1 protein-coding gene is annotated in these 1018 nt (G+C 63.3%); it reads left to right on the forward strand.

The genetic code is table 11. The features are described 5' to 3' along the window. Positions 1 to 774, forward strand: a 774-nt coding sequence (locus tag EN906_RS35305; protein ID WP_348629306.1) for an amino acid--tRNA ligase-related protein, incomplete at its 5' end; no start/stop codon positions are given. Between the last annotated feature and the right edge of the window lie 244 nt (positions 775 to 1018).

The raw sequence follows: 1018 nt of genomic DNA on the forward strand, positions 1-1018 counted from the left end.
TTCTGCGACCGCATGAATTCCTGGGCGCAGGGCGAGGGCCAGCCGGGGCTGGGTTATATCTTCTGGCGCAAGGAGGGTGACAAGCTCGAAGGCGCCGGCCCACTCGCCAAGAACATCGGCGAGGAGCGCACAGAGGCGATCCGCCTTCAACTCGGCCTTGCCGACGGCGATGCGGCCTTTTTTGTCGCCGGGGATCCGAAGAAGTTCGTCTCCTTCGCGGGGGCTGCGCGCACCCGTGCCGGCGAGGAGCTGAACCTTGTCGACCGCGAGCGTTTCGAACTGTGCTGGATCGTCGACTTCCCGTTCTTCGAGTGGAACGAGGAAGAGAAGAAGATCGACTTCGCCCACAACCCGTTCTCGATGCCGCAAGGTGGCATCGATGCGCTGAATGGCGAGGACCTGCTCGGCATCAAGGCGTTCCAGTACGACATGGTCTGCAACGGGTTCGAGATCGCCAGCGGCGGTATCCGCAACCATCTGCCCGAAACCATGGTCAAGGCATTCGAGACGGTCGGGCTGGATCGCGCCACGGTCGAGGAGCGCTTCGGCGGCCTCTACCGCGCCTTCCAGTATGGCGCGCCGCCGCATGGCGGCATGGCCGCCGGTGTCGACCGCGTCGTCATGCTGCTGCTCGGCGCCAAGAACCTGCGTGAGATCACCATGTTCCCGATGAACCAGCAGGCCTACGATCTGTTGATGAACGCGCCTTCGGAAGCGAGCCCGCAGCAGCTTCGCGACCTGGCGCTGCGCGTTGCCGTGCCCAAGAAGGACTGACGGCGGCGTTGCAACTGCCCTTTCTCCCCGTCTCTATACGGGGAGAAATGTCCGGCAGGACAATGAGGGGCAGCGCGGATGCGGGCGATTGGCGAACGGCCGTTGCAGCTGACGCCTTCTGACAGGCAATCGGTTCGGCATGAATTGCAATTTGTAGGCGTCGGCGCTGCCCCTCATCCGCCTGCCGGCACCTTCTCCCCGTATAGTGACGGGGAGAAGGGAACTACTTCGATCAGTCTTCGTT

The organism is Mesorhizobium sp. M7A.F.Ca.CA.004.06.1.1 (assembly GCF_003999135.1).
GTDB lineage: Bacteria > Pseudomonadota > Alphaproteobacteria > Rhizobiales > Rhizobiaceae > Mesorhizobium.